Raw genomic sequence first — 20,184 nt, 5'->3', positions numbered from 1 at the left:
TAGACGGGCCAATTATAAGTAATAAGGACACCTTGTTATATGACTTATTTGTATAAGCTTAGGACAAGGCGTCCCTCTTTCAGCGCATCGAGATCGTGGTGTTCACGGTCTTGGCATGGGCCGACCAGCGCGCCGTGACGGTCTTGGTCTGCGTCCAGAACTGCACCGCCTGCTTGCCGTTGGGACCCAGGTCGCCCAGCTTGGAGCCGCGCGAGCCGGTGAAGCTGAACCACGCCACCGGCACCGGGATCGGCACGTTGATGCCGACCTGGCCGACGTCGATGTTGTTCTGGAAGTAGCGCGCCGCGCCGCCGTCCTGCGTGAACAGGGCGACGCCGTTGCCGTTGGGGTTGCGGTTGATGAACTCCACCGCCTCTTCCAGCGTTTCCGCGCCCACCACGCACAGCACCGGGCCGAAGATTTCCTCGGTGTAGATGGTCATGTTCTCGGTCACGCCGTCGAACACGGTCGGGCCGACGAAGTTGCCCTGCTCGAAGCCCGAGACCTTCAGGTTGCGGCCGTCCAGCAGCAGCTTGGCGCCTTCGTCCACGCCCTTCTGGATCAGGCTTTCGACGCGCTTCTTGGCGTTCGGCGAGACCAGCGGGCCCAGGTCGGCGGCGCGGTCCATGCCCGAATTGACCTTGAGCTTCTTGGCGCGCTCGACGAAATCGGGCAGCCAGTTGCGGGCTTCGCCCACCAGCACGGCCACCGACGAGGCCATGCAGCGTTGGCCGGCGGCGCCGAACGCGGCGCCCAGCAGCTGGTTCAGCGCCACGTCCGGATCGGCGTCCGGCAGGATCACGCAGTGGTTCTTGGCGCCCATCATCGACTGGCAGCGCTTGCCGGCGGCCGAGGCGCGGTTGTAGATCTCGGTGCCGACGCGGGTCGAACCGATGAACGACACCGCCTTGATGTCGGGATGCTCGCACAGGCCGTTGGCCGTTTCCGGGCCGCCATGCACCACGTTCAGCACGCCCGGCGGCAGGCCGGCTTCCAGCGCCAGCTGGGCCAGGAACAGCGACGAGGTCGGATCCTGCTCGGACGGCTTGAGCACGAAGGTATTGCCGCAGGCCACCGCGATCGGGAACATGAAGCACGGCAGCATCACCGGGAAGTTGAACGCGGTGATGCCCGCGCACACGCCCAGCGGCTGGATCAGGGTGTAGACGTCGATGCCGGAGGCGGCGTTCTCGGCGTATTCGCCCAACTGCAGATTGGCGATCGAGCAGGCGTGCTCGACCACTTCCAGGCCGCGGCCGACTTCGCCTTCGGCGTCCGGCAGGGTCTTGCCATGCTCGCGGGTGATCATCTCGGCCAGCTTGCCGGTGTTGGCGCGCAGCAGTTCCTGGAACTTGAGCATGACGCGCATGCGCAGGCCCTGGCCGCTGTTGCGCCAGGTCTTGAAGGCCTCCTTGGAATTGGCGATGGCCTCGTCCAGTTCGTCGCGCGTGGCGAACGGCACCTTGGCCACGACCTCCTGGGTGGCGGGGTTGATCACGTCGCGCCATTCGGTGGTCTTGGACTGCACGAGCTTGCCGCCGATCAATAGCGGAACGCGGGGGACTTCACTCATTTGATGCTCCTCACACTGCATAGTCGATGCGGATGGAATCCGCGTTCTTGGATCTCGCGCGCGCGCCGCCGGGCTCCGCCGGCGGCGCACCGCGCCTTACTTCTGCACCAGCGGGCAGGCCGAATCGGCCAGCGGCTGGAAGGCCTCGGCCGCCGGGATGGTGGCCACCAGCTTGGAATAGTCCCAACCGCCCTTGGATTCGGACGGCTTCTTCACTTCATACAGGTACATGTCGTGGATCACGCGGCCATCGGGCCGGATCGAGGCGTTGCGCATGATCGGATCCTTGATCGGCAGCTCGCGCATCTTGTCGGCCACCACCTTGCCGTCGGTGCTGCCCGAGGCCGCCACCGAACGCAGGTAGTGCAGCACGCTCGAATACACGCCGGCCTGCGTCATGGTCGGCTTCAGGCCGCGGAAGGCCTTCTCGAAGCGCGTCGACCACTGCCGCGTGGCGTCGTCGTAGTCCCAGTAGAAGCCGTCCACGTACGACAGGCCCTGGGCGCTTTCGAGCCCCAGCGCGCGCAGGTCGGACAGGAAGATCAGCAGCGACACCAGGCGCTGGCCGCCGGCCACGATGCCGAACTCGCGCGCCTGCTTGACCGCGTTGACCGTGTCCTGGCCGCCGTTGGCCAGCGCCACCACCTGCGCCTTGGAGCTTTGCGCCTGCAACAGGTACGAAGCGAAGTCCGGCGCGTTGAGCGGATGACGCACGCTGCCGGCGACGGTGCCGCCCAGCGCCTTGACCGCCTTGGCCGTGTCGGCCTCGAGCGAATGGCCGAAGGCGTAGTCGACGGTGATGAAATACCAGGACTTGCCGCCCGCCTTGACCGTGGCCTTGGCGCCGCCGGCGGACTGCGAATAGGTATCGAACATCCAGTGGAAGCCGACCGGCGAGCATTCCTTGTTGGTCAGCGCCGTGGTGGCCGGGCCGGAGAACATCACGACCTTGTTCTTTTCGCGCGCGATGCCCTGCACCGCCAGCGCCACCGCGGAATTGGTCAGGTCGGCGATGGCGGTGACGCCGTCGCGGTCGAACCACTCGCGCGCCTTGGCCGCGCCCACGTCGGCCTTGTTCTGGTTGTCGGCCGACACCAGCTCGATCTTCATGCCCTTGCACTCGGCCGCCAGGCAGTCATCGATGGCCAATTGCGCCGCCGCCACCGAACCGGGTCCGCCCATGCCGGCATAGGTGCCCGACATGTCCGTCAGGATGCCGATCTTCACTGGCGGCTTATCCGCCGCGTACGCCTGACCCACCAGCGCTGCGCCCAGACACAAGCCTGCGGCCAGCCCGCGTGCGTGCAATTCCATGGATTTGTCTCCTGAGTGTTATGCGTTATGGCGCCGTCTTCGCGGCCCGCGGCTCCTGGAGCATTCCCCCAGGGCTGCCGACCCAGTGTAGATGTGTGAAAATCAACAAGCAACACCAGAAATGCACATTCCTTGTGCATCAATGCACAAGCCTGTCGGGAGCGAAAAACGTGCTGGATTGGGACAGTCTGCGGTATTTCCTGGAGGTCGCGCGGACCCAGCGCGTCAGCGCCGCGGCGCGCAGGCTCGGGGTCGAGCACACCACGGTGTCGCGCCGCATCCGCGCGCTCGAAACAGAGCTGGACACGCTGCTGTTCGAGAAATCGCGCAGCGCCGGCTTCGTGCTGACCGAGGACGGCCAGCGCCTGTTCGTGCATGCGGAGCAGATGGAAAGCACGGTGCACAGCGCCCGCGAGACGCTGTCGGGGATCGGGCAGGCGCTGTCCGGCCACCTGCGCATCGGCGCCACCGAGGGCTTCGGCAGCTACGTGCTGACGCCGCTGGCGGCCGACTTCCAGCGGCGCTATCCGCACATCACGCTGGACATCCTGCCGGTGCCGCGCTTCGTCAGCCTGTCCAAGCGCGAGGCCGACCTGGCCATCACGATCGAGCGCCCCCAGCGCGGCCCCTACGTGTGCAGCAAGCTGTGCGACTACACGCTGCGCCTGTATGGCACGCCCGAGTACCTGGCGCGCCATCCGCCGATCCGCGGCCGCGCCGACCTGGCGGGCCACAGCTTCATCGGCTATGTCGACGAACTGCTGTTCAGCGAGCGGCTGCGCTACCTGGAAGACCTGCTGCCGGCCAGCCGGGTGGTGTTGCGCAGCACCAGCGTGGTGGCGCAGTACCACGCGGCGCTGCAGGGCCAGTCGCTGGCCATCCTGCCCTGCTTCATCGCGGCGCAGGACCCGCGGCTCAAGCCGGTGCTGGAAAAGGAAGTGGAGATCACGCGCTCGTTCTGGATGTACTGCCACGAGGACCTGCGCAAGCTCAAGCGCGTGACGGTGCTGTGGGAGTTCATCCGCAAGTCGGTGCTGAAGAATGCCGACCTCTTGGCCGGCAAGCGCGGGACGATGAAATACCTGCCCTGAAGACGGCGGTGGCGGCGCGGTCAGGCGCCGCCGGGGGCCGGAGCCAGAGGCCCGGCTCACCTATCCCGCGCCCCTGGATCGGGCGCGGGCCGGGCCGCTAGCTGTTCTTGGGCGCCTTGACGCGCAGGCGGCGCATCAGCAGGAATGCCGTGAAGGCGGCCACCACCAGGTGGATCGCCACGGTGCCGACGCCGAAACTGAGCTTGCCGTTGGAAATCCAGGCGCGCGACAGGTTGATCAGGTTCATGTACAGCAGGCCCACCAGGCCGGCGATCAGCAGGTCGCCGGAACGGCCCAGGCGCGGGTTGACGGCGCCCAGCGGGATCGCCAGCAACGCCAGGTTCAGCGCGGCCAGCGGCAGCGAGACGCGCCACATCACCTGCGACCAGCTGCTGGTGGTGTTGTCGGCCATCAGCTGCGGCGTGGTGCGCGCCTTGGCCGAGCGTTCGGCGGCGGCGCGCGCGGACGCGACCGGGTCGTCGCCGCCCTTGCTTTCCAGGCGCAGGCCGTATTTCTCGAAGTGCACCAGGCGGATCTCGGGCGTGCCCGGCTTCAGGTCGTAGCGATGCCCCTCGCCCAGCACCAGGAAGCGGTCGCCGTTGGGCAGGGTTTCGCTGTGGGCGCTGCTGGCGGTCAGCACGCTGAGCCATTCCGGCCCGGTTTCGCGCGCGAACACGTTGCCCAGTTCGTCGGTCGGCTTGGCCGGATCCTCGGCGAAGAACACGCGGTTGCCGCCCGCCGATTCCGCGAACTGGCCGGCCGTGACCTTGGACAGGTCGGAGCGCTGCTCGAAGCGTTCGTGGTATTCGCCGATCTGGCGATAGGCCCAGGGCGCGGCCACCAGCGTCAGGCCGGCCACCGCGATGGCCACGGGAATGGCGACGCGCAGCACCGGCTTGAGCCAGTCCGCCAGCGACAAGCCGCTGGCGAACCAGACCACCATCTCGGATTCCCGGTAATTGCGCGTGACGGTGGTGAGCACCGCGATGAAGACCGACACCGCCAGGATGGTCGGCAGCGCCGTGATGGTGGACAGCGCGGCCAGCACGAGCACGACGTCCGCCCCGATGTTGCCGCCCGCCGCTTCACCGAGCAGGCGCACCAGCAGCACGCTGAGCCATACGATGAGCAACGTGGAAAAGACAACGCCAGCGTGACTGGTGATCTCGCTGACGACAGAGCGTTTGAATAGAGACATGGGAGAATATGCGGGATAATCGACCGCATCATACAGACGCACACGGGAAACCCTCATGGAATTTAGCACACAGACCACTGCTTCCCTGCACCAGATCAAAACCGCCGCCCTGGCGGTCGGGGTCTTCGCCGACGGCGTGTTGAGCCCCGCCGCCGACCTGATCGACCGTGCCGCCAACGGCGCCGTGCGCGCCGTCACCAAGACCGAATTCCGCGGCCGCGCCGGCAGCACGCTGGTGCTGCGCGCGTTGCCGGGCGTCGCGGCCCAACGCGTGGTCCTGGTGGGCCTGGGCAAGCAGGATGAATACTCGGCCCGCGCCCACGCCTCGGCCGAACAGGCCTTCGCCGCCGCCTGCGTCTCGGCCCAGCTGACCGAAGGCGTGTCGACCCTGGCCGCCAACCCGATCGCCGACGTGGCCATCATCGCCCGCGCCCGCAGCGCCGCCATCGCGGCCGGCAGCGCCACCTATCACTACGACGCCAGCTTCGGCAAGCCCGACCGCGACGCCCGCCCCAAGCTCAAGAAGATCGTCCAGATCGTCGAGCGCGCCGACGCCGCGCAGGCCCAGAAGGGCCTGCGCGAAGGCGCCGCCATCGCCAACGGCATGGAACTGACCCGCACCCTGGGCAACCTGCCGGGCAACCTCTGCACCCCCACCTACCTGGGCGAGACCGCCAAGCGCCTCGCGCGCGAATACAAGTCGCTCAAGGTCGAGGTCATGGACCGCAAGCAGGTCGAGGCCCTCGGCATGGGCTCGTTCCTGTCGGTGGCGCGCGGCTCCGAGGAAGCGCTGCGCTTCATCGTCCTGCGCCATGCCGGCAAGCCGGCCAAGAAGGGCGCCAAGGCGTCCGACGGCCCCATCGTGCTGGTCGGCAAGGGCATCACCTTCGACGCCGGCGGCATCTCGCTCAAGCCCGCCGCCACCATGGACGAAATGAAGTACGACATGTGCGGCGCCGCCAGCGTGCTCGGTTCGTTCCGCGCCCTGGCCGAACTGGAACTGCCGCTGGACGTGATCGGCCTGATCCCGGCCTGCGAAAACCTGCCGAGCGGCAAGGCCAACAAGCCGGGCGACGTGGTCACCAGCATGGCCGGCCTGACCATCGAGATCCTCAACACCGACGCCGAAGGCCGCCTGGTGCTGTGCGACGCGCTGACCTACGCCGAGCGCTTCAAGCCCTCCGCCGTCATCGACATCGCCACCCTGACCGGCGCTTGCGTGGTGGCCCTGGGCCACGTCAACACCGGCCTGTTCAGCAAGGACGACGCGCTGGCCGAGGCCCTCTCGTCGGCCGGCCGCCAGGCCCTGGACACCGCCTGGCGCATGCCGATGGACGATGCCTACCAGGACCAGCTCAAGTCCAACTTCGCCGACCTGGCCAACATCGGCGGCCCCCCGGCCGGCGCCGTCACGGCCGCCTGCTTCCTGTCGCGCTTCACCAAGTCGTACCGCTGGGCCCACCTGGACATCGCCGGCACGGCCTGGAAGAGCGGCAAGGACAAGGGCGCCACGGGCCGTCCCGTGCCGCTGCTGATGCAGTTCCTGCTGGACCAGGCTTGAACGGCCGCCCACGGACCCCGGCATGACGCGCATCGACTTCGCCTTTGGCGCGCCCGACCGCTTGCGCATGGCCTGCCAGGTCGTGCGCAAGCGCTACCTGGCGGGCCAGCGGCTGGTGGTGTATTGCCGCGAGGGTTCGCGCCTGGCGCAGTTCGACCGCATGCTGTGGGCCTTCGACGACACCTCGTTCGTGCCGCACGTCCTGGCCAATGACCCGCTGGCGGCCGAGACGCCCGTCGTCCTGACCGCCGGCGATCCGCAACAGGCCGCGCAGGCCGCCGGGGACGGCCCGAACCCGCCCTGGCTGCTCAATCTCGACGACGACTGCCCGCCGGGCTTCGAGACCTTCGAACGGCTGCTCGAGATCGTCTCGGACGATCCCGAGGACAAGCAGGCCGCGCGCCAGCGCTGGCGCGTCTACCAGGGCGCCGGCCACACGCCGCAAAGCCACGACCTGAGCCAACGGCAGCCAGGCGCCTGATCGCCCTCCCCGCATCCCGCGCCGCCCCCCCCCCCTGGCGGCGCCATCCAGACCCTCGGGAGCCTCCATGCCCCACCGCCCCTCCGACCCCGGCATCCCCACCCTGACCCAGCGGGCCGAACCCACGCTGTCCCCGTCCGCGCCGCTGCCGGACGCGCCGCTGCTGACCGAGGTGGCGCAGGACGATGCGCCGGCCTTTGCCGACGACGCCTTTCCGCTGCTGACGGACGTCGCGCAGGACGACGACGTCCCGCTGCTGACCGAGACCGCCGATGCCGTCGCCGTGCCGCCGTCTGCCGCCGTGGCGGTTAGCGGCGCCCGGGAGGACGCCATCCCCCCGGTGGAGGCTGTCGCCCCGGCCGCGGCCGACGCATCGCCGCAAGCCTCGGTGCTGGCGGCCCGCCTGCAGGCGGAGGTCGAGCAGGTCATGCGCCAGGCCCTGGCCGACGCCATCGAACAGATCCAGGCCCGCATGGACGAGGAACTGCCGCGTATCGTGGCGCGCGTGCTGCAGGACGTCAGGCCCGGTTGAAACCGGCTTGACCATCCCCATAACAGGGTCATGCCTGCCCACCCTGCGCGCTAATTCTTCCGAAAACTAGATTCTTCAGGGAACTGTAAGGTATCCTTGGCATCTAAGCCTTCTAGGCAAATCAATTTCTGCCGTACACAGGAGTCCTCCATGAACGAATATCGTCCGTCCCCCTTTAACCGTTCTGGCACCCTCGCCGGCGCGCCGGGCGAGGTCGTGCGCAACAAAGTGCTGCGCAACACCTATTGGCTCCTGGCGCTCTCGCTGATCCCGACCGTGCTGGGCGCGGCCGTCGGCCTGTACACCGGCATCAACCGCGTCATGGGCGCCAGCCCGGGCCTGTCCGCCATCGTGTTCCTGGTGGGCGCCTTCGGCATGATGTTCGCCATCGAGAAGAACAAGAACAACTCGCTGGGCGTGGTCCTGCTGCTCGTCTTCACGTTCTTCATGGGCGTGATGCTGTCGCGCCTGCTCGGCTTCGTGATGGGCTTCAGCAACGGCTCGCAGCTGGTCATGACGGCGTTCGGCGGCACCGCGATCGTGTTCGGCACGATGGCCACGCTGGCCACCACCATCAAGCGCGACCTGTCCGGCCTGCAGAAATTCCTGTTCATCGGCGCGGTCGTGATCCTGGTGGCGGCCCTGGCCAACATCTTCCTGCAGCTGCCCGCGCTGATGCTGACCATCTCGGTGCTGGCCATCGTGATCTTCTCGGCGTTCATGCTGGTCGACCTGCAGCGCGTCGTGAACGGCGGTGAAACCAACTACGTGTCCGCCACGCTGGCCATCTACCTGGACGTCTACAACGTCTTCTCGAACCTGCTGATGCTGCTGGGCATCTTCGGCGGCAACCGCGAGTAAACGCGCACCGCTGTTACTGTCACAAGGGCCTGCATGAACAATGCAGGCCCTTTTTCATTGGAGCCAGCCATGCCCGACCGCCGCCGATTCCTGCAAGCCGCCGCCTGCGCCCCGCTGCTGGCCCAACCGTGGACCGCGAGCGCCCTGACCACCCGGCAGCCGATGCTGGCGCGCACCATCTGGTCTTCGGGCGAAATGCTGCCGGTGGTCGGGCTGGGCACGGCCGACACCTTCAACGTGTCGCCGTCCGACGCCGCCGCGATGGCGCCCCTGGCGCAGGTCGTGGATGCGCTGCTGGACGGCCGCGGCTCGCTGATCGACACCGCCCCCAGCTACGGCCAGGCCGAGGCCGTCACCGGCGCGCTGCTGGCGCGCGAACCGAACCGGCGTCCGCAGGTGTTCCTGGCCACCAAGATCAGCGTCCAGGGCCACGAGGCGGCCATGCGCCAGATCGAGCAGTCGCGCCGCGCGCTGCGCACCGACAAACTCGACCTGATCCAGGTCCACAACCTGATCGACACCCGCAACCAGCTGGCGCTGCTGCGCGACCTCAAGCGGCAAGGGCAGACGCGCTATATCGGCATCACCCACTACACCGATGCGGCCCATGACGAACTGACCGAGCTGGTCGAGCGCGAAAAGCCCGATTTCGTGCAGATCAACCTGTCGGTGGGCGCGCGCAACGCCGAAAAGCGCCTGCTGCCAGCCTGCCAGGCCAATGGGGTGGCGGTCCTGATCAACCGTCCGTTCCAGGACGGCGCGCTGTTCCGCCAGGTCAGGGACCGGCCGCTGCCCGGCCTGGCCGCCGACATCGGCTGCACCTCGTGGGCACAGCTGTTCCTGAAATTCATCATCGGCCACCCGGCCGTGACCGCGGTCATCCCCGCCACCTCCAAGCCGGCCAACATGGTGGACAACGCGCGGGCCGGCTTCGGCCAACAACCGGACGCGGCCCTGCGCGAGCGCATCGCCGCCCTGCTGGGCTGACGCCATGCCCGCCGCCGGCACCTGGCGCCAGCGGGCGGCGCAAGCGCTGGGGATCCAGCCCGGCGAACTGGTCGCGGGCGCCTGCGGCTTCGCCTTCTTCTTTTTCCTGTTCTGCGGCTATTTCATGCTGCGGCCGATCCGCGAGACCCTGGGCATCCAGGCCGGCGTCGACCAGCTGCAATGGCTGTTCACCGCCACCTTCCTCGCCATGCTGGCGGTGGTGCCGCTGTTCGGCTGGCTGTCGGCCCGGGTGCCGCGCGCGACGCTGGTGACTTGGGCCTACACGGTGTTCGCCGCCACCATGGCCGGCTACGCGGCGCTGTTCCACTGGCAACCCGATGGCGTCTGGGCGGCGCGCAGCTTCTACGTGTGGCTGTCGGTCTTCAATCTGTTCGTGGTGTCGCTCGGCTGGAGCCTGATGGCCGACGTCTTCCGCATGGAGTCGGCCAAGCGCCTGTTCGCCTTCATTGCCGCCGGCGCCAGCGCCGGCGGCCTGTGCGGCCCCTTGCTGGGCGGCCTGTTGGCGGGCACGCTCGGCGCGGCGGGCCTGCTGCTGCTGTCGGCGTTGCTGTTGACGGCCACGCTGCCGCTCAAGCGCTGGCTGCTGCGCTGGCGCGCCGCGACCCGCCCCGAGGCCGAGACCGCCGAACTGGCGCGTCCGATCCCGGGCGCCATGCTGGCGGGGCTGTCGCGCGTGTTCCAGTCGCCCTACCTGCTGGGCATCGCCGTGCTGGTGCTGCTGCTGGCCACCCTCAGCACCTTCCTGTACATGGAGCAGGCGCGGCTGGTGGCCGATACCTTCCCGGACAAGGCGCAGCGCATCCGCGTCTTCGCCACACTGGACTTCATCGTGCAGGCCCTTGCGCTGCTGTCGCAGCTGTTCCTGACCGGCCGCGTCGCCGCCTGGCTGGGCGTGCGCTTCCTGATGGCGGCGGTGCCGCTGGCAATGGCGCTGGCGTTCCTGGCGCTGGCGGCCTATCCGGTGTTCGCGGTGCTTGCGGTAGCCATGATCCTGCGGCGCGCCGGCGAATACGCCCTGGTCAAGCCGGGACGCGAGATGCTGTTCACTGCGGTCCCGCCCGAGGACAAGTACAAGACCAAGAACGCCATCGACACGGTGGTCTATCGCGCCGGCGACGCGGCCAGCGGCTGGGTCAAGGCCGGGGTCGATGCGCTGGGCCACGTCGTGGCGCTGATCGCCCTGCTGGGCGCGCTGTGCGCGCTGGCGGCGGCGGCGCTCGGCTACGGACTGGGGCGCAAGGCCGACCGGCAGGCGCCGCCCCAGCCTTAGCTTTCACCGAACAACCATCTTAGAAAACCAAACGGATTCCCGACGCGGCCGCCGCACAATAGCGCAGCCCTCAACGTTCCGGGAATCGTCATGAAACGCTCCGCCAGCCTTGCCGCCCTGTTGCTCTGCCTGACCGCGCAGCCCGCGCTGGCCGAATACCCGGAACGGGCGATCACGATGATCGTGCCCGCCGCCGCCGGCGGCAACGCCGACATCACCGCCCGGCTCGTCGGCCAGGAAATGAGCCGCGTGCTGGGCCAGCCGGTGGTCATCGAAAACCGCGTCGGCGCCGGCGGCCGCATCGGCACCCAGGCGCTGGTGCGCGCGGCGGCCGACGGCTACACCATCGGCTACGCGCATGTCGGCACGCTGGTGCTGCACCGCTACCTCTTCAAGCAGCAGCTCTACGACCTGGACCGCGACATCACGCCGATCGGGCTGGTGGCCGAAACCCCCAACGTCATCGTCGTCAACGCCGCCTCGCCCTATCGCGACCTGAAGAGCTTCATCGACGCCAGCCGCGCCCAGCCTGACCGCCTGACCATGACATCGGCCGATCCCGGCACCACCAGCGAAGTCGGCGTCAAGCTGTTCATCGCCCAGACCGGCGCGGCGGTGCGGCAGATTCCCTACAAGGCCACCGCGGCGCAACTGGCGGACCTGCTGGGCGGCCACGTCGATTCGATGATGGAGAACCTGCCGCCCCTGATCGGCAACCTGAAGGATGGCCGCCTGCGCGCGCTGGCGGTCACCACCAAGGCCCGCGCCGCCTCCAACCCGGACGTGCCGACGGTGGCCGAGCAAGGCTATCCCGACTACGAGCAATCGGCCTGGAGCGCGCTGGTGGCGCCGGCCGGCACGCCGCCCGCCGTCATCGCGCGCCTGAACGCGGCGATGAATGCCGCGCTGCGCGCCGAGCCAATTGCCCGCGAGCTGCGCAGCCGCTCCCAGGAACCGCTCGGCGGCACGCCCGCCGACGTCCAGACCCAGATTCAGAAGGAACTGCCCAAATGGGAACACCTCATCAAGGCCGCCGGCACCACGCTGGATTGACGCCCCATCGCCCGCAACCGGAAGGCACGCCATGATCAAGGTGAGCCGCGAAGACTTCACCTGCGCCGCGGCGACCAACGCCTCGGCCTATCGGCGCGTCACCATCCCGGTGCTGAAGATCGAGGCCGGGCCCGGCCCGGCCGTGGCGCTGATGGCCGGCGTGCATGGCGACGAATGGGAAGGCCAGGCGGCCATCCTGCAACTCTGGCAGTTGCTGCCGGGCGTCCTGCAGCGCGGCACGGTCTACCTGCTGCCCGCCGCCAACGCCGAGGCCTCGCTGGCCGGCACCCGCCTGTCGCCCTCCGACGGCGGCAACCTGAACCGCGCCTTTCTCGGCGCGCCAGCGCGCGGCTATACCGAAAGCGTGGCCGCCGCCCTGGAGGCCCGGCTGCTGCCGCGCATCCAGGCGCTGGTGGACGTCCACAGCGGCGGCGCGTCGCTGCGCTACCTGCCGTCGTCGGTCATCACCCGCTACGGCGACGACGCCTATGACGAACGGCTGCCGGCGCTGGCCCGCGCCTTCGGCATGCCGCATTGCGTGTTCTTCCGAGGCGGCGAATCCGGTTCCATGCCCGCCGCCGCCAGCCGCCTGGGCGTGCTGCGGCTGAGCGCGGAAATCGGCGGCGGCGGCGAAACCTCCCGCGCGCTGGTGGAACGCTGCCGCGACGGCCTGCTCGGCTGCCTGGCGCAGCTGGGCCTGCTGGCCGCCGCCGCGCCGCGCCAACCGGCCCCGTCGCTGCACGACCTGGACGCGCCCGCCGCCACCCTGCGCGGCCGCGAGCCCGGCGTGTTCATTCCCGCCGTCGACCTCGGCCAGACCGTGACCGCCGGCCAGACCATCGGCCAGCTCATCGAACCCGCTCGCCCCGACCTGCCGGCGCGCGCCCTCGCCAGCCCGCAGGCCGGCACCGTCGTCTGCCTGCGCGCCATCGCCCGCAGCGACGACGGCGACTGCCTGCTGCAGGTGGCGCCCGCCCTTCCCCTGGACTCCCTTGCCTCGTTGTACTGACCCATGCAGATGAATCCCCGCTTGTCCGGCCTGCGCTGCATCCGCTGCGACAGCCACCTGCCGCCCGCCGACTATCCCGAAGGCTGCCCGCACTGCCTGGAGGCCGGCCATCCCGCGACGCTGGAATGCCAGTACGACGCGATGCCCGGCGACGTGATCGACCTGCCCGTGCTGGACGCCGTCACGCTCGGCGAAGGCGCCACGCCCTGCCTGGAGGCGCCCGCGCTGGCGCAAACCGAAGGCGTCGGCCGGCTCTGGCTGAAATGCGAAAGCGCCAATCCCACCGGCAGCCACAAGGACCGCATGGCCGCGCAACTGGTGTCGCGCGCCCGGCTGGCCGGCGCCACGCGCGTGGCCGCGGCCTCCAGCGGCAACGCCGGCGTCTCGCTGGCCGCTTACTGCGCCGCCGCCGGCCTGCAGGCCGACATCGCCATCACCCGCAACTGTCCGCCATTGCAGCGCGAAGCCATGCAGCGCTTTGGCGCCCGCCTGACCGCGTTCGACGACAGCCTGGGCCGCTGGCCCCACGTCGCCGACCTGTGCCGCAACCAGGGCGCCTTCGCCGGCACCAACTACCTCAATCCGCCGGTTGGCACGCACGCCTACGGCGTCGAGGGCTACAAGCCCATCGCGCGGGAATTGTTCGACCACAGCGGCCTGCCCACCGACATCGTCGTGCCGACCGCGCGCGGCGACCTGCTGTGGGGCATCTTGCTGGGTTGGCAGCAATTGCTGCGCGCCGGCCGCATCCCGCGCCTGCCGCGGCTGCATGCGGTGGAACCGTACGCCCGGCTGTCGCGGGCGCGCGGCGCGGGCGATGCGCGCGGCTTGTGGGAAGGCACGACCGACCAGTACTCGATCGCCGGCGGCACGGTCACGCTGCAATCGCTGGAGGCGCTGGCGCGCTCGGGCGGTTCGCCGGTCGAGGTCACCGATGCCGCCGCCGCCCAGGCGCAACAGCGCCTGGAACGCCTCGGGCTGGCCACGGAGCTGTCATCGGCCGCCGCGCTGGCGGCGGTCACGCGGCTGCGTAGAGCGGGCCAGCTGGATGCGGAATCATCGGTGGTGCTGATCCTGACGGCGGACGGCCGCCGCGGCTAACGCCTGCTCGCACGGAAAGGAACCCGGCCCAAGGCAAGAGGCAAGACAACGACAGCCCGAGGCGCGCCCGTCAGCCGCGCTTGACGCCGTAGCGCTCCACCAACGGCGCCAACGCGGCGCGCAGGCAGGTCGCCCAGTACTTGCCGGCCTCCGACAGCGGCCGGCTGCCATGCAGGATCATGTGGCATTCGAAATGCACCGGCGCCGCCAGCGGCCGGTGGCACAACCCGGCGGCTTCCAGTCCCACCGCGGTGGCGGGATTGGCGATGCCGACGCCATGGCCCGCCAGCGCCAGCTGGCACACCGTGCTCGAATACGGCGTCTCGATCGCGACGCGCAGGCTGAGGCCGGCCTGCAGCACCAGCGCGTCAAGCCGCAGGCGCGAGGCATCCTCGGCGTTCAGGGCGATCACGTCCACTTCGGCCAGTTGCGCCAGGCCGACCTGCTCCAGGCGCGCCAGCGGATGGCCCTCGGGAAATACCGTCACGGCTCGCAGGCTGGCCAGGCGGTGGCCGCGCAGGCCCTCCAGTTCCGACTCGTCGGCCACGGCGGCCAGATCGAGTTCGCCCGACACCACCATGTCGCGCAGCGTGTTCGAATCCCGGATCTGCAGATACAGCGGCGTGTCCGGATAACGCTCGCGAAAGCGCGCGATGGTGCCGCTGACGACCGCCCCGCTGTAGGCGTGGATGCAGCCGATGCGCAGGCGCGGCTGGGCGGCGCCGCGGATCGCGCGGATCTTGCGGCCCAGGCTTTCCAGGCCGACGTTCAGGCGACGGATTTCCTCGTACAGCAGCGTGGCCTCGGGCGTGCGCTGCATGCGCTGGCGCACGCGTTCGAACAGTCGCAATTCGATGCTGGCCTCGAGCGCGGCCAGCGTGGCGCTGACGGTGGCCGGCGACACGTCGAGCCGTCGGGCCGCGGCGGTCACGCTTTCCGTTTCATAGACGGTGCGGAAGGTCTCGACCTGTTTGAGCGTGAAGGTCATGGCCGGACGCGCCGCGGCTTCAGATGCGCTGCAGGTCCATCAGCACCCGGCGCGTGGCCAGGGGCCGGCCCGCCAGGTTCTCGGCCAGGCGTTCGCGCAGGTCGCGGCGCAGCGCCGGCTCGATGACGGGATCGTCGAAGTCGGGTTCGGCCTCGTCCACGCCGTAGCCGGTTTCGCGCAGCAGCGTCCACTCGAAGCGGCGCAGGGCGCCGGCCGCGCGCGTGCCGCCCGACAACTGCTGCAGCGCCATGTCATAGGCATCGAACAGCAGCGGATGGGCGTCTTCGCGCGGCAGCAGCCGCAGCAGCAGTTCATTCATGTACCACGCCGACATCAGCGCGGTGCCGCTCAGGGCGCGCACGCCCATGATCTCGGCGCGGGTCAGGGTCTTGACCTCGCCGTTGCCGGTCCAGGACAGCAGCAGCGGCTGGAACGCCGACAGCACCGGACGCAGCACGGAATACGGGCGCTTGGCGCCCTTGGCGACCATGGCGACACAGCCGTGGTCACGGGAGAAAGTCTGAACGATGAGGGACGTCTCGCGCCACGCCGTGGCGTGGAGCATGTATCCCGGGCGATCCTGGACGCGAGGCGCCCGTCTACTCATAGCCCAGGTCGCGCAGCGCACTCTCGCGGTCGGACCAGCCCTTGCGCACCTTGATGTAGATCTCCAGGTGCACCGGCTTGTCCAGCAGCTTGGCGATGTCCTGCCGCGCCTCGGAGGCGATGCGCTTCATGTGCATGCCGCCGGTGCCCAGCAGGATGGGCTTGTGGCTGTCGCGCTCCACCACGACGCAGGCGGCGATGCGCGCGCCCTTGTCGGTCTCTTCCCACTGCTCGATCACGACCGTACAGCCGTAGGGCAGTTCATCGCCCACCAGGCGGAAGATCTTCTCGCGCACCAGCTCGGCGGCGATGAAGCGCATCGGCCGGTCGGTCAGGGTGTCTTCCTCGAACATCGGCTCGCCTTCCGGCAGGCGCGCCGCGATTTCCTGCAGCAGCTGGTCGAGCTGCTGGTTCTTGGTGGCGCTGACCGGCACCACGGCGCCGAACGGATGCAGCGCCATGATCTTCGAGACGAAGGCGAACAGCTCGTCGCGGTTCTTGAGCGCGTCGATCTTGCTGACGACCAGGATGGTGCGTTCCGGCGCCGGCAGCAGCGGCAGCAGCTTGGCGTCGCCCTCCGACCACTTGCCGGCCTCGACCACATGCACCACCACGTCGACGTCGGCCAGCGCCTGCGTCACGACGCGATTCATCATGCGGTTCATGGCGCCGCCGTGGCGCGTCTGGAAGCCGGGCGTATCGACGAACACGAACTGCTCGTGGTCGCGCGTCAGCACCCCATGGATGCGGTGGCGCGTGGTCTGCGCCTTGCGCGACACGATGGAAATCTTGGAACCGATCAGCGCGTTCGTCAGCGTGGACTTGCCCACATTGGGGCGGCCGACGATGGCCACGAAACCGGTACGGAAAGGGGTATCGCTCATTTAGTCTCTTGGGACACTGCCACGGGCAGCGACAACTGCGCGGTCTTGCGCGCCTTGCCCGACTTGCGGGCGGCCTTGGACGCCGGGCTGATGGCCTGCGCCGCCTCCAGCGCCAGCTTGGCGGCCGACTGCTCGGCCGCGCGGCGGCTGGCGCCGGGCGCGTTCACCTTGATCTCCAGCGCCGGAATGGCGCATTCGACCTCGAACTGCTGGCTGTGGGCGGCGCCGTGCGTGGCCACCACGGTGTACACGGGCAAGGCCAGCTTGCGGCCTTGCAGGAATTCCTGCAGCAAGGTCTTGGCGTCCTTGCCCAGGGTCTTGGGATCGACCGAGGCCAGCACCGGCTGGTACTGGCGCACGATCACGCGACGGGCGGCGTCGAAGCCGGCGTCCAGGAACACGGCGCCGAACAGGGCTTCGACCGTGTCGGCCAGGATCGACGGACGGCGGAAACCGCCGCTCTTCAATTCGCCTTCGCCCAGGCGCAGGTATTGGGACAGCTCCAGGCGCTGGGCGATATCCGCCAGCGAGGCCTGCTTGACCAGGTTGGCGCGCAGGCGCGACAGGTCGCCCTCGTCGATTTTCGCGTAACGCTCGAACAGCATCGCCGCGACGACAAAGTTGAGCACGGAATCCCCGAGGAATTCCAGGCGCTCGTTGTGGCGCGCACCATGGCTGCGATGGGTCAACGCCTGTTCAAGCAGTGCTGAATCACTGAAGTGGTGATCCAGCCGGTTTTCTAGCGTGGCTAGCGACATAATCAGTGGAACCGGCCGATGCGGCTGAGATCGCTGAAATTCATCCAGATGAAGAAGGCCTTCCCGACGATATTGGATTCCGGCACGAAACCCCAGTATCGGCTGTCGGCGCTGTTATCCCGATTATCGCCCATGGCGAAGTATTGCCCCTCGGGTACTTTGCAGCGTACCCCATCGCGGGAATATTGGCAGTTCCCGAGGTTGGGAAATTGGTACTGCGGACGATATTCCTGCGGCCGGCCTTCATCCAACAGGATATTGTGGCTAACTTCGCCCAATTTCTCTTTATATTGTGCGATATACGAGACACGGTCGGGTTCGAAATAGTCGCCGGCGCGCTCATGCGGCACCAATTGACCGTTCACGTACAGTTTTTTGTCGATGTAGGCGATTTCATCACCGGGCAGGCCGACCACGCGCTTGATGTAGTCGACGTCCGGATCCACGGGATAGCGGAACACGAACACATCGCCGCGCTGCGGCTCGCCGATCCCGACGACCTTCTTGTCGATCACCGGCAGGCGCAGGCCATAGCTGAACTTGTTCACCAGGATCAGATCGCCGGATTGCAGCGTCGGCAGCATCGAGCCCGACGGAATGCGGAACGGCTCCACCACGAACGAGCGCAGCACGAACACGAACAGGATCACCGGGAAGAAGCTGACCGCGTATTCGATCCACCACGGCACGCGACGGGCCTTGTCGCCGGCCTCGCGGCGCAGGCGCTCGGCTTCTTGCGCGTCTCCGACCAGCGCCGCGTCGTACTGCGCCATCGCCTCTTGCGCCCGACGCTCGCGGCCGCGTCGCAATACGGCCAGATCGAGCGCCCAGATAATGCCGGTCAGCACCAGCAGAACAAACAGGATCAGGGCAAAGTTCCAACTCATCAGCTAACCGCCTTCTTTGGTTCTATTTGTCTTCCACTTGCAGGATGGCCAGGAAGGCCTCTTGCGGAATTTCCACCGTGCCGACCTGCTTCATGCGCTTCTTGCCGGCCTTCTGCTTTTCCAGCAGCTTCTTCTTGCGCGAGATGTCGCCGCCGTAGCACTTGGCCAGCACGTTCTTGCGCAACGCCTTGACGTTCTCGCGGGCGATGATTTCGGCGCCGATGGCGGCCTGGATCACCACGTCGAACATCTGGCGCGGAATCAGGCCGCGCATGCGCGTCACGACGTCGCGGGCGCGATGGCGGGCGTTGCTGCGGTGAACGATCACGGCCAGCGCGTCGACGCGGTCGTTGTTGATCAGCAGGTCCACGCGCACCACGTCGGCCGAACGGTACTCGAGGAACTCGTAGTCCATCGAGGCGTAGCCGCGCGACACCGACTTGAGCTTGTCGAAGAAGTCCAGCACGATCTCGGCCAGCGGGATCTCGTACACCAGGTGCACCTGGCGGCCGTGATAGCTCATGTTGATCTGCACGCCGCGCTTGTTGTTGCACAGCGTCATCACGGGACCGACGTAGTCCTGCGGCATGAACAGCGTGACCTTCACGATCGGCTCGCGAATGTCGGCGATCTTGCCGATCTCGGGCATGCGCGACGGGCTTTCGACGGTGATCACCGAGCCATCGCGCTGCTCGACTTCGTACACCACCGACGGCGCGGTGGTGATGATGTCCATGTCGAACTCGCGCTCCAGGCGCTCCTGCACGATCTCCATGTGCAGCAGGCCGAGGAAGCCGCAGCGAAAGCCGAAGCCCAACGCCTGCGACACTTCGGGTTCGAACATCAGCGCGGCGTCGTTCAGCTTGAGCTTCTCGAGCGAATCGCGCAGCTGGTCGTATTCGGAGCTTTCGACCGGGTACAGGCCGGCGAACACCTGCGGCTTCACTTCCTTGAAGCCAGGCAGCGGCGCGGCGGCAGGCTTGTTCGCCAGCGTCACGGTGTCGCCGACCTTGGCGTCTTCGAGCTGCTTGATGCCGGCGATGATGAAGCCCACCTCGCCCGCCGACAGGTGCGGACGCTGCTGCGACTTGGGCGTGAACACGCCGGTCTGCTCGCACAGGTGGGTGGCGCCGGAGGCCATCAGCAGGATCTTGTCCTTGGGCTTGAGCACGCCGTTGACGATGCGCACCAGCATGACCACGCCAACGTAGTTGTCGAACCACGAGTCGATGATCAGCGCCTGCAGCGGCGCGTCGGGGTCGCCCTTGGGCTGCGGCACGCGCGCGACGATGGACTCGAGGATCTCGTCGATGCCCATGCCGGTCTTGGCGCTGGCCAGCACCGCGTGCGAGGCGTCGATGCCGATGACGTCCTCAACTTCCTGGCGCGCGCCTTCGGGATCGGCCTGCGGCAGGTCCATCTTGTTCAGCACCGGCAGCACTTCCACGCCCAGCTCGATGGCGGTGTAGCAGTTGGCCACGGTCTGGGCCTCGACGCCCTGCGAGGCGTCGACCACCAGCAGCGCGCCTTCGCAGGCCGACAGCGAGCGGCTGACTTCGTACGAGAAGTCGACGTGCCCCGGGGTGTCGATCAGGTTCAGGTTGTAGACCTTGCCGTCCTGCGCCTTGTAGTGCAGGGCCGCCGTCTGGGCCTTGATGGTAATGCCGCGCTCGCGCTCGATCTCCATGGAGTCGAGCACCTGGGCCGACATTTCGCGATCCGCCAATCCGCCGCAGCGCTGGATCAGGCGATCGGCCAGGGTCGATTTGCCGTGATCGATGTGGGCAATGATGGAGAAGTTGCGAATATGCTGCATGCTTGAATTTAAAAGGGACGGAACATTCGGCAAACTGCCGGAAGACGCCGCCACCAGGGTAGGCACGGCTGACGGGTTAGGGCCACTCGGCCGGAACGCCTGCCGCCGGGCCACGCTTGCGGCGGGCTGCGGGCGGCATCTGGCGGGGGTCCGGGCAAAAACGAGGGGGCGCCAGGCGCCCCCTCTTGCGGCA

General features: G+C 68.2%; 19 protein-coding genes. 10 read left to right on the top strand and 9 right to left on the bottom strand.

Annotation, left to right across the window (positions count from 1 at the left end):
- Positions 1-79 precede the first annotated feature (79 nt).
- Both AC1HFW_RS00680 and AC1HFW_RS00675 read right to left on the bottom strand, forming a co-directional pair.
- Entirely contained in the window at positions 80-1,573 is a 1,494-nt protein-coding gene (locus AC1HFW_RS00680; RefSeq protein WP_035360083.1) for a CoA-acylating methylmalonate-semialdehyde dehydrogenase, read from the bottom strand.
- 96 nt (positions 1,574-1,669) lie between these two features.
- Entirely contained in the window at positions 1,670-2,887 is a 1,218-nt protein-coding gene (locus AC1HFW_RS00675; RefSeq protein ID WP_061072157.1) for an ABC transporter substrate-binding protein, read from the bottom strand.
- A gap of 170 nt (positions 2,888-3,057) precedes the next feature.
- On the opposite strand from AC1HFW_RS00675, the gene AC1HFW_RS00670 reads away from it, so the two are divergent.
- Positions 3,058-3,978 carry a LysR family transcriptional regulator gene (locus AC1HFW_RS00670; protein WP_006393501.1) on the top strand — a complete coding sequence of 307 codons (921 nt, stop codon included), beginning with the start codon at positions 3,058-3,060 and terminating at the stop codon, positions 3,976-3,978.
- A 97-nt stretch (positions 3,979-4,075) separates the two neighbouring features.
- On the opposite strand, the gene lptF is transcribed toward AC1HFW_RS00670, so the two are convergent.
- Positions 4,076-5,176, bottom strand: coding sequence for an LPS export ABC transporter permease LptF (lptF, locus tag AC1HFW_RS00665; RefSeq protein WP_050813132.1), 1,101 nt, complete (start codon positions 5,174-5,176; stop codon positions 4,076-4,078).
- A gap of 55 nt (positions 5,177-5,231) precedes the next feature.
- On the opposite strand from lptF, the gene AC1HFW_RS00660 reads away from it, so the two are divergent.
- From AC1HFW_RS00660 to AC1HFW_RS00620, 9 genes are all read left to right on the top strand, one after another.
- Positions 5,232-6,737 (top strand): leucyl aminopeptidase, encoded by a 1,506-nt coding sequence (locus AC1HFW_RS00660; RefSeq protein WP_006393499.1) that lies wholly within the window; start codon positions 5,232-5,234, stop codon positions 6,735-6,737.
- A 22-nt stretch (positions 6,738-6,759) separates the two neighbouring features.
- Positions 6,760-7,218 (top strand): DNA polymerase III subunit chi, encoded by a 459-nt coding sequence (locus AC1HFW_RS00655; protein WP_006393498.1) that lies wholly within the window; start codon positions 6,760-6,762, stop codon positions 7,216-7,218.
- A 67-nt stretch (positions 7,219-7,285) separates the two neighbouring features.
- Positions 7,286-7,750, top strand: coding sequence for a hypothetical protein (locus tag AC1HFW_RS00650; protein WP_479281524.1), 465 nt, complete (start codon positions 7,286-7,288; stop codon positions 7,748-7,750).
- 150 nt (positions 7,751-7,900) lie between these two features.
- Positions 7,901-8,611, top strand: coding sequence for a Bax inhibitor-1/YccA family protein (locus tag AC1HFW_RS00645; RefSeq protein ID WP_479281523.1), 711 nt, complete (start codon positions 7,901-7,903; stop codon positions 8,609-8,611).
- 69 nt (positions 8,612-8,680) lie between these two features.
- Positions 8,681-9,598: an aldo/keto reductase gene (locus AC1HFW_RS00640; RefSeq protein WP_241069278.1), complete on the top strand. Its 918-nt coding sequence runs from the start codon at positions 8,681-8,683 to the stop codon at positions 9,596-9,598.
- 4 nt (positions 9,599-9,602) lie between these two features.
- Positions 9,603-10,889, top strand: coding sequence for an NTP/NDP exchange transporter (locus AC1HFW_RS00635; protein WP_479281522.1), 1,287 nt, complete (start codon positions 9,603-9,605; stop codon positions 10,887-10,889).
- A 90-nt stretch (positions 10,890-10,979) separates the two neighbouring features.
- Complete coding sequence (locus AC1HFW_RS00630; RefSeq protein WP_061072161.1) at positions 10,980-11,942, top strand: Bug family tripartite tricarboxylate transporter substrate binding protein; 963 nt, start codon at positions 10,980-10,982, stop codon at positions 11,940-11,942.
- 31 nt (positions 11,943-11,973) lie between these two features.
- Positions 11,974-12,951 carry a M14 family metallopeptidase gene (locus AC1HFW_RS00625; protein WP_006393492.1) on the top strand — a complete coding sequence of 326 codons (978 nt, stop codon included), beginning with the start codon at positions 11,974-11,976 and terminating at the stop codon, positions 12,949-12,951.
- 3 nt (positions 12,952-12,954) lie between these two features.
- Positions 12,955-14,052: a pyridoxal-phosphate dependent enzyme gene (locus tag AC1HFW_RS00620; RefSeq protein ID WP_479281521.1), complete on the top strand. Its 1,098-nt coding sequence runs from the start codon at positions 12,955-12,957 to the stop codon at positions 14,050-14,052.
- Positions 14,053-14,122: 70 nt separating this feature from the next.
- Here the strand turns inward: AC1HFW_RS00620 and AC1HFW_RS00615 are convergent, their stop codons facing one another.
- Genes AC1HFW_RS00615 through lepA form a run of 6 tightly spaced genes read right to left on the bottom strand, consistent with a single transcriptional unit; the run spans position 14,123 to position 19,991 of the window.
- Positions 14,123-15,040, bottom strand: coding sequence for a LysR family transcriptional regulator (locus AC1HFW_RS00615; RefSeq protein WP_479281520.1), 918 nt, complete (start codon positions 15,038-15,040; stop codon positions 14,123-14,125).
- 19 nt (positions 15,041-15,059) lie between these two features.
- Entirely contained in the window at positions 15,060-15,647 is a 588-nt protein-coding gene (recO, locus tag AC1HFW_RS00610) for a DNA repair protein RecO (protein ID WP_006393489.1), read from the bottom strand.
- Positions 15,640-16,530, bottom strand: a complete 891-nt coding sequence (gene era, locus AC1HFW_RS00605) for a GTPase Era (RefSeq protein WP_006393488.1) — start codon at positions 16,528-16,530, stop codon at positions 15,640-15,642. Before era ends, recO begins: the two co-directional genes overlap by 8 nt.
- Positions 16,527-17,288 carry a ribonuclease III gene (gene rnc, locus AC1HFW_RS00600; protein ID WP_035360081.1) on the bottom strand — a complete coding sequence of 254 codons (762 nt, stop codon included), beginning with the start codon at positions 17,286-17,288 and terminating at the stop codon, positions 16,527-16,529. Before rnc ends, era begins: the two co-directional genes overlap by 4 nt.
- A gap of 2 nt (positions 17,289-17,290) precedes the next feature.
- Positions 17,291-18,175 (bottom strand): signal peptidase I, encoded by an 885-nt coding sequence (gene lepB / locus AC1HFW_RS00595; protein ID WP_061072165.1) that lies wholly within the window; start codon positions 18,173-18,175, stop codon positions 17,291-17,293.
- Between the two features lie 22 nt (positions 18,176-18,197).
- The gene (gene lepA, locus AC1HFW_RS00590; RefSeq protein WP_116520182.1) at positions 18,198-19,991 is read right to left on the bottom strand and encodes a translation elongation factor 4; all 1,794 of its coding nucleotides are present in this window, start codon (positions 19,989-19,991) and stop codon (positions 18,198-18,200) included.
- Positions 19,992-20,184 lie beyond the last annotated feature (193 nt).

The organism is Achromobacter sp. ISS7 (assembly GCF_056523125.1).
Note: the sequence above shows the minus strand (reverse complement) of the source record. Positions and strands in the feature narration are given on the sequence as shown.

Bases quoted from the DNA above. Each gene is read 5' to 3' on its own strand.
- AC1HFW_RS00680 (WP_035360083.1), bottom strand. From the start codon at position 1,573: ATGAGTGAAGTCCCCCGCGTTCCGCTATTGATCGGCGGCAAGCTCGTG.
- AC1HFW_RS00675 (WP_061072157.1), bottom strand. From the start codon at position 2,887: ATGGAATTGCACGCACGCGGGCTGGCCGCAGGCTTGTGTCTGGGCGCA.
- lptF (WP_050813132.1), bottom strand. From the start codon at position 5,176: ATGTCTCTATTCAAACGCTCTGTCGTCAGCGAGATCACCAGTCACGCT.
- AC1HFW_RS00660 (WP_006393499.1), top strand. From the start codon at position 5,232: ATGGAATTTAGCACACAGACCACTGCTTCCCTGCACCAGATCAAAACC.
- AC1HFW_RS00655 (WP_006393498.1), top strand. From the start codon at position 6,760: ATGACGCGCATCGACTTCGCCTTTGGCGCGCCCGACCGCTTGCGCATG.
- AC1HFW_RS00650 (WP_479281524.1), top strand. From the start codon at position 7,286: ATGCCCCACCGCCCCTCCGACCCCGGCATCCCCACCCTGACCCAGCGG.
- AC1HFW_RS00645 (WP_479281523.1), top strand. From the start codon at position 7,901: ATGAACGAATATCGTCCGTCCCCCTTTAACCGTTCTGGCACCCTCGCC.
- AC1HFW_RS00640 (WP_241069278.1), top strand. From the start codon at position 8,681: ATGCCCGACCGCCGCCGATTCCTGCAAGCCGCCGCCTGCGCCCCGCTG.
- AC1HFW_RS00635 (WP_479281522.1), top strand. From the start codon at position 9,603: ATGCCCGCCGCCGGCACCTGGCGCCAGCGGGCGGCGCAAGCGCTGGGG.
- AC1HFW_RS00630 (WP_061072161.1), top strand. From the start codon at position 10,980: ATGAAACGCTCCGCCAGCCTTGCCGCCCTGTTGCTCTGCCTGACCGCG.
- AC1HFW_RS00625 (WP_006393492.1), top strand. From the start codon at position 11,974: ATGATCAAGGTGAGCCGCGAAGACTTCACCTGCGCCGCGGCGACCAAC.
- AC1HFW_RS00620 (WP_479281521.1), top strand. From the start codon at position 12,955: ATGCAGATGAATCCCCGCTTGTCCGGCCTGCGCTGCATCCGCTGCGAC.
- AC1HFW_RS00615 (WP_479281520.1), bottom strand. From the start codon at position 15,040: ATGACCTTCACGCTCAAACAGGTCGAGACCTTCCGCACCGTCTATGAA.
- recO (WP_006393489.1), bottom strand. From the start codon at position 15,647: ATGAGTAGACGGGCGCCTCGCGTCCAGGATCGCCCGGGATACATGCTC.
- era (WP_006393488.1), bottom strand. From the start codon at position 16,530: ATGAGCGATACCCCTTTCCGTACCGGTTTCGTGGCCATCGTCGGCCGC.
- rnc (WP_035360081.1), bottom strand. From the start codon at position 17,288: ATGTCGCTAGCCACGCTAGAAAACCGGCTGGATCACCACTTCAGTGAT.
- lepB (WP_061072165.1), bottom strand. From the start codon at position 18,175: ATGAGTTGGAACTTTGCCCTGATCCTGTTTGTTCTGCTGGTGCTGACC.
- lepA (WP_116520182.1), bottom strand. From the start codon at position 19,991: ATGCAGCATATTCGCAACTTCTCCATCATTGCCCACATCGATCACGGC.